This window comes from Microbispora sp. CL1-1, from assembly GCF_012034195.1.
Lineage (GTDB): Bacteria > Actinomycetota > Actinomycetes > Streptosporangiales > Streptosporangiaceae > Microbispora.
On record NZ_JAATEK010000003.1, the window covers coordinates 378,429 to 384,572 of the forward strand.

General features: G+C 70.5%; 5 protein-coding genes. All 5 read right to left on the reverse strand.

Features of this window, described 5'->3' with window-relative positions; genetic code table 11:
* A complete protein-coding gene (locus tag HCK04_RS05980) occupies positions 1-1,020 on the reverse strand; it encodes a rod shape-determining protein (RefSeq protein ID WP_312845719.1) in 1,020 nt (339 codons plus the stop codon).
* A gap of 231 nt (positions 1,021-1,251) precedes the next feature.
* A complete protein-coding gene (gene ndk / locus HCK04_RS05985; protein ID WP_030505860.1) occupies positions 1,252-1,662 on the reverse strand; it encodes a nucleoside-diphosphate kinase in 411 nt (136 codons plus the stop codon).
* Positions 1,663-2,047: 385 nt separating this feature from the next.
* Entirely contained in the window at positions 2,048-3,571 is a 1,524-nt protein-coding gene (locus tag HCK04_RS05990) for a hypothetical protein (RefSeq protein ID WP_142645848.1), read from the reverse strand.
* 11 nt (positions 3,572-3,582) lie between these two features.
* Positions 3,583-3,921, reverse strand: a complete 339-nt coding sequence (locus HCK04_RS05995) for a DUF4233 domain-containing protein (RefSeq protein ID WP_260617132.1) — start codon at positions 3,919-3,921, stop codon at positions 3,583-3,585.
* Positions 3,922-3,929: 8 nt separating this feature from the next.
* The gene (locus tag HCK04_RS06000; RefSeq protein ID WP_142645884.1) at positions 3,930-5,213 is read right to left on the reverse strand and encodes a folylpolyglutamate synthase/dihydrofolate synthase family protein; all 1,284 of its coding nucleotides are present in this window, start codon (positions 5,211-5,213) and stop codon (positions 3,930-3,932) included.
* Between the last annotated feature and the right edge of the window lie 931 nt (positions 5,214-6,144).

Consider the following 6,144-nt stretch of genomic DNA (forward strand, 5'->3'; position numbering starts at 1 on the left):
TTAGTTGCGGGGCTCCGGCACGAGCACCTGCTGGAGGGCTTCAAAGTCCTCCACGCACCGCCCGGAGCCGAGCGCGACCGAGTCGAGCGCGTTCTCGGCCAGGTGGACCGGCATGCCGGTCTCCTCACGCAACCGGTCGACCATGCCACGCAGCAGGGCGCCGCCACCGGTCACGGCGATCCCCCGGTCCATGAGGTCGCCGGAGAGCTCCGGCGGGCACTTGTCCAGCGTCGACTTCACCGCGTCGACGATCGCGTTGACCGGCTCTGCGATGGACCGGCGGATCTCCTCGGCGCTGATGACGACCGTCTTCGGCAGGCCGCTGACCAGGTCGCGGCCGCGCACCTCGGCGTGGAAGTCCTCGCCCGTGACGCAGGCCGACCCGACGGCGATCTTGACTTCCTCCGCCGTGCGCTCGCCCAGCATCAGCGAGTACTCCTTCTTGGCGAAGGCGATGACCGCGTGGTCGAGCTCGTCGCCGCCGACGCGGATCGACTGGCTGGTCACGATGCCGCCCATCGAGATGATGGCCACCTCGGTGGTGCCGCCGCCGATGTCGACGACCATGTTCCCGGTCGGCTCGTGGACCGGCAGGCCGGCTCCGATCGCGGCCGCCATCGGTTCCTCGATGATGTACACACGGCGGGCCCCGGCCTGGTAGCCCGCTTCTTTCACGGCGCGCTGCTCCACCGCGGTGATGCCACTCGGCACGGCCACGATGATGCGCGGGCGCACGAAATGGCGCCGTTTGTGGATCTTCTGGATGAAGTAACGCAGCATCCGCTCGGTCACATCGAAGTCCGCGATGACACCGTCCCTCAGGGGACGGATCGCGACGATGTTTCCGGGCGTCCGACCGATCATCCGCTTCGCTTCTATCCCAACAGCCACGATGTTTCCTGTCGTGACGTTGATGGCGACGACGGACGGCTCGTTCAGGACGATGCCGCGCCCTCGGACGTAGACGAGAGTGTTCGCCGTGCCAAGGTCGACAGCCATGTCACGGCCCAGGAATGTCAGCTTGCTGCCCATGCGGAAGGAAGCCTTCCTTCAGGTGGTTAGCGGTTACCGGGTTCAGCGGGAGTGCGGGATGACGCATCGCATTCGAATCGTAACGGCATGTGCTCATCACTGGGCACATCGAGCTCCCAAGGCCCCGGAAAAACCGGTGTCGCCCTGCCTAAGCTCGGTCACCACCTGGAAAAACACGAGAGGCCCCGGTTTAAACCGGGGCCTCTCGTGTGGCAAGGACTAGAAACGGTCGGGAAAGAAAATCTTGATTTCCCGGGCCGCGGACTCCGGCGAATCGGAGCCGTGCACGACGTTCTCGCCGATCTCCAGGGCGTGGTCGCCGCGGATCGTGCCGGGCGCGGACTTCACCGGGTCGGTCAGGCCGGCCAGCGCGCGGAACGCCTCGACGGCCCGGGGGCCCTCAAGCACCATCGCGACCAGCGGGCCGCCGGTAATGAACTCCACCAGCTCGCCGAAGAACGGACGCTCCGAGTGCTCGGCGTAATGGGCCTTGGCCGTCTCGGCGTCGAGCGTGCGCAGGTCCATCGCCACGATCTTGAGGCCCTTGCGCTCGATGCGGCCGATGACGTCCCCGATGAGGCCGCGACGGACCCCGTCGGGCTTGATCAGGACAAGCGTACGCTCGGACACGGTCTTTTCTCCTAAGGTCGTTGACTCGCCGTACACGGTGACCCGGCGGATCGCGGGCCCGCCCGTCACGCGTCTGGGAAGCTCCGGCTGGGAAGCTCCGACGCAACGGCAGCTTACCGGTCCGGGAACGCCGCTCCGATCGGACGAGTCCGATGCCGGCGGGTCTGCGGCAGAGCATCTCGACGGGCGTCTCGGACGGGCGCTCCGGGCGGGCGTTTCTGCGCGAGCCGTGTCGGTGCGCGGGCGGCGGTGTTCCTGTGCGTACCGTGTCACCGTGTCGGTGCGCGGGCGGCGGTGTTCCTGTGCGTACCGTGTCAGTGTGCGGCGGCGAGTCCTGCCGCATGCCGGGTCGGTACGTGAGCGGCGAGTCCTGCCGCGTGCCGGGTCAGTGCTTGGAGCCGGAGTCCTCGGGGGTGTCGTCGGCCTTCTCGGGCGACGGCGTCGGCAGCGGGATCACCACGTCACTGTCCGCCGCCGCGGTGGCGGCCCTCCGGGCCAGGACGGAGGAGAGCACGATCACGCCGACCACCACGAATCCGCCGACGAGCGCCCACATGTGCAGCGCGTCGATGAACCCGTTGACCAGGGCGTTCCCGTCACCCCGTGCGCTCTCCGCGGCCTCGCGCAGCCGGTTCACCTGGATGCCCGTGCCGAGCAGGAAGCCCGCGAGCACGGCCGGGAAGCACAGCGACAGGCCCAGCATCGCCGTCCCCAGGCCCGCCGTACGGAACGCGCCGACCAGCGCCACGGCCGACCCCGCGGCCAGCAGGACGAACGGCACCACCAGCGGCGTGCCCGACGGCGCCGGGACCAGCAGCCTGATCGCGGCCAGCCCCACGACGACGGCCGCGAGACCGAGGACCGTCATCCGGGCCGCGAGCGCCTCGGGCGCCCGGCCCGCCAGGACGGCGCCCACGAGGGCGGTCACCGCGGCCACCAGGAACGGCACCCACAGGCCCTTGAGGCCGGGACCGCCCAGCGGGCCGCCGAGCTCGATGTAGGTCATCTGCGCGGCGGTCGGCAGCACCACCAGCCCCACCGCGACGTTGACGAAGGCGAGCGTACGGCCGCCCGGCCCCTCGAACGTGCCGAGAGCCGCGAGGGCCAGCATGGCCACCACCACGACCGCCGCCGCGACGACGACCAGAGGCGGGGGCCAGTCGAAGGTGATCCCGACGCCCAGCACGGCGATGGCCGCGGCGGGCACGATGGCCAGCGCGAGCCGCCCGCGCTCCGCCGACGTCGGCCGGCCCCCGGGCAGGATCTCCCCCTCGGCCGGCGAGCCGCCGTCGCTGGAGATCATCCACAGCACCAGGTAGGCCGCGGCGAGAGCCAGCGCCACCCCGGTGAGCAGCGGGTACGGCTGAAGGGTGACCTGCCAGGAGGACACGTCCCGGATCGCCCACAGGGCGAGGGCCTGGGCCGTCAGCAGCGAGGCGGCGAGCGTGCCCGCCCAGATCGGCAGCAGCACCCGGTGACGGGGACGCTCGGCGACCGCGACCAGCGTCGCCGGCACGAGCATGCCCGCGCCGATCCCGTGGAGCACGCGCAGCACGCCGACGAGCGCGACCGTGTCGGTGTAACCCCCGGCCACGTCGGCGAGCGCGAGCAGCGTGAGCCCCGCCACGAGGATCGGCGCCGCGCGGAACCTGCGTACCGCGACCGCGGCGAGCGGCACGGTCACCAGCATGGCGGGCAGCGCCAGGCCGTGCGCGCGGATCATGTCGACCTGCGACACACCCGGCGGCAGCAGCGCCGCCACGACGGAGATCGTGTTCGGGATGGCGACGAGCGCCAGAGGAAGGGCCACCAGCGTGAGCAGCCCGATGACGACGTCGACCAGCAGAGGGACGCGCACGGCACGGACCGGCACGGCGGTCCGAGCCTGCGGTACGGGAGGGACGGCCATGGTTGCCGACTTTAGCGCTTCGTCGTCCCTTCGACACGGCGAGCGACGAAGATAGCCGTTATCCACAGGGCAGCGAAGATCACCCCGAGGAAGAACATCATCGGAACCAGGAATCCCGTGGCGATTGTCAGGAGTTCCAGCATGCTGCCCGCGATGTAGGCGTATGGGCGTTTCAGCAGGCCGGCGACCACCACGCACAGGACGGCCAGCCCGAGCCCGACCGTCAGCGCGAGCGGGGCGGACACGTGGTTGATGGTGATCGCCACGGGGCTGACGAGCGCGACGACGATCGCCTGCATCCCGAGGACGGTCGCGCAGAGCCGGCGCATGCCGGGGGTCACCTCGAACACGGCGCTGCTCACTTGGCGGCCTTCAGCAGGATGCGCGCCTCGCCCGCGGTCACGACAGAACCGGTGATGAGAACGCCCGAACCGAACTCGTCGCCCTGGTCGGCCAGCGCGACGCCCCTGTCGATGGCGTCGTCGAGCCGGTCCTCGATGTGGACGCGGTCCTGGCCGAACACGGCCTCCGCCCGGGACGCGAGATCGTCAGGGCTGAGCGCGCGAGGTGAGGAGTTGCGGGTGACCACGATCTCCTCGGCCACCGGCTCCAGCAGGTCCAAAATCGTGTCCACGTCCTTGTCCGCCATCACGGCCACCACGGCGATGAGCCGGGTGAACCCGAACGCCTCGGTCAGTGCCTCGACCGTGGCCTCCATGCCCGCGGGGTTGTGCGCCGCGTCGACCAGGACGGTCGGGCCCCTTCGCACGATCTCCAGCCGCCCCGGGCTGCTCACCTGGGCGAAGGCCTGCCGTACGACCTCCTCGCCCAGCGGGTCGTCACCTGCCGTCAACGCCTCCACCGCCGCCAGGGCGCCCGCGGCGTTGCCCGCCTGGTGCGCGCCGTACAAAGGCAGGAACACGTCCTCGTACACACCCTTCAGGCCCCTGAGCTGAAGCATCTGGCCGCCCATCGCGAGCTCGCGATGCAGCACGCCGAACTCCAGCCCCTCACGGGCGACCACCGCACCGACGTCGGCCGCCCGCCGCATCAGCACCTCGGCGGCGGGCAGCGCCTGCTGCGCCAGCACCGCCGTCGCCTTCGGTTTGATGATGCCGGCCTTCTCTCCGGCGATCGTCGCGATGTCCGCACCCAGGTAATCCGTGTGATCCAGCGAGATGGGCGTGATGACGGACACCGTCCCGTCGGCCACGTTCGTCGCGTCCCAGGTGCCGCCCATACCGGTCTCGACCACGGCGACGTCCACGGGCGCGTCCGCGAACGCGGCGAACGCCATCGCCGTCAGCACCTCGAAGAAGCTCAGCTTGCCCACCCTGGCGTCGATCATCTCAAGGTAGGGGGCGACGTCCTGGTACACCTCGGCGAACCGCTCCTCCGACAGCGGCTCGCCGTCGATCGAGATGCGCTCGCGCATCGACTGCAGATGAGGGCTGGTGTAGCGGCCCACCCGCAGGTTACGCTCGCGCAGCAGAGCCTCGACCATGCGCGCGGTGCTCGTCTTCCCGTTGGTGCCCGCGACGTGAACGACCTTGTACGAGTTCTGGGGGTCGCCGAGGATCTCCATCAGCGCGGTGATCCGATCAAGAGTGGGGCTGAAATCCCACTCCACTCCCCGTGCCATGATCGCTTGCTCGACGGCTCGATATTCCACGACCCTCAGCGTACGGGAACTACCGCCCGCCCCTTCACGAGGCGGTACGCGCTCCGGGGGTTGAGCGGGGCAAGGTCGGAACTGAGGTCATGTGGGTCGAGGTGGACGGGTGTAGTTCGGACCGGCCAGGAGGACAGGCGCTCGGGACGGACATGCTCGGGACAGGTGTGCCTGGGACGGGCGCACGCGGGGCGGCTGTGCCTGGGACCGGCGCACTCGGGATGAGTGTGCCTGGAATGGGCGCGCTTGGGACGGGTGTGCCTGAGACGGGCGTAGTTCGGACCGGTCAGTTGGGACGTCACTGCGCCGGCCGGAAGCTCCGGTCCTCGCGAAGCCCGCTCCGCTGGGCCTTCGCTGCGGTCCTCACTCCCGCCCGCTCCGCTCCTCCCGCATCCCCGCTCGCGCCCCCCCGGACCCCCCCCCCCCCCCCCCCCCCCCCCCCCCCCCCCCCCCCCCCCCCCCCCCCCCCCCCCCCCCCCCCCCCCCCCCCCGGCCGACCGCTCGCGCCAACCCACAAAAGCCCCTGCCCACACCCGACCAGCCGCACGCGCCGCAGGGCACCCTGTGTTGTCCCTCATCCGCGGCCTGCCGACTCCTGCGTTGCGTTCCCCACCGACACGCCCCGCCCCAGCACTGGCCAGCCCCGGGAAACCTTCCCCGGGCATGCGAAAGCCCCGGCCACACCCCGGCCGGGGCCACCACACCACCCACCACACCCACCGCCCACCGCCCACACACACGCAGGAACAGGCAGCGGGAACCAACACCCAGCAACCCGCCGGGGAACACACCCCAGGAACAACCCCGGGAACAAACCCGCGAAAAAGAAAGGTGCCCGAAAATGCGGAAGGGCCACCCCACAAGGGATGGCCCAACCACATATCAAAGATTGTCCGGCGGC

Bases quoted from the DNA above. Each gene is read 5' to 3' on its own strand.
- HCK04_RS05990 (WP_142645848.1), bottom strand. From the start codon at position 3,571: ATGGCCGTCCCTCCCGTACCGCAGGCTCGGACCGCCGTGCCGGTCCGT.
- HCK04_RS06000 (WP_142645884.1), bottom strand. From the start codon at position 5,213: ATGGCACGGGGAGTGGAGTGGGATTTCAGCCCCACTCTTGATCGGATC.